The following is a 251-nucleotide window of genomic DNA, read 5'->3' on the forward strand; positions in this document are numbered from 1 at the left end:
CACGCGGGCAATGCGCCGTCGCGCCCGAGCGCCGCGCCGAGCTTGGCCGCGCCCGCGAAATACCCATTCATCGTGCCGAGCGTGAGCAGCAGCGCGGCCGCGGCCGCGAGCACCTGCGCGTGCCCGCCGATGCCGCCCGCGATCAGTTCGGCGAGCGGTGCGCCCGATGCGCCTGCAGACGGCCCGAGCACCGTCACGCACGCGGCGGCGACCGACAGATACAGGAACCCGACGACCACGACCGCGATGCC

At 74.9% G+C, this 251-nt stretch carries 1 pseudogene; it reads right to left on the minus strand.

The window, feature by feature from the left end:
• Window positions 1–251 (minus strand): annotated as a pseudogene (locus KVT39_RS37090) (amino acid permease); the annotation flags it as partial.

This window comes from Burkholderia sp. GbtcB21 (assembly GCF_019091065.1).
GTDB classification, from domain to species: Bacteria; Pseudomonadota; Gammaproteobacteria; order Burkholderiales; family Burkholderiaceae; genus Burkholderia; species Burkholderia pyrrocinia_C.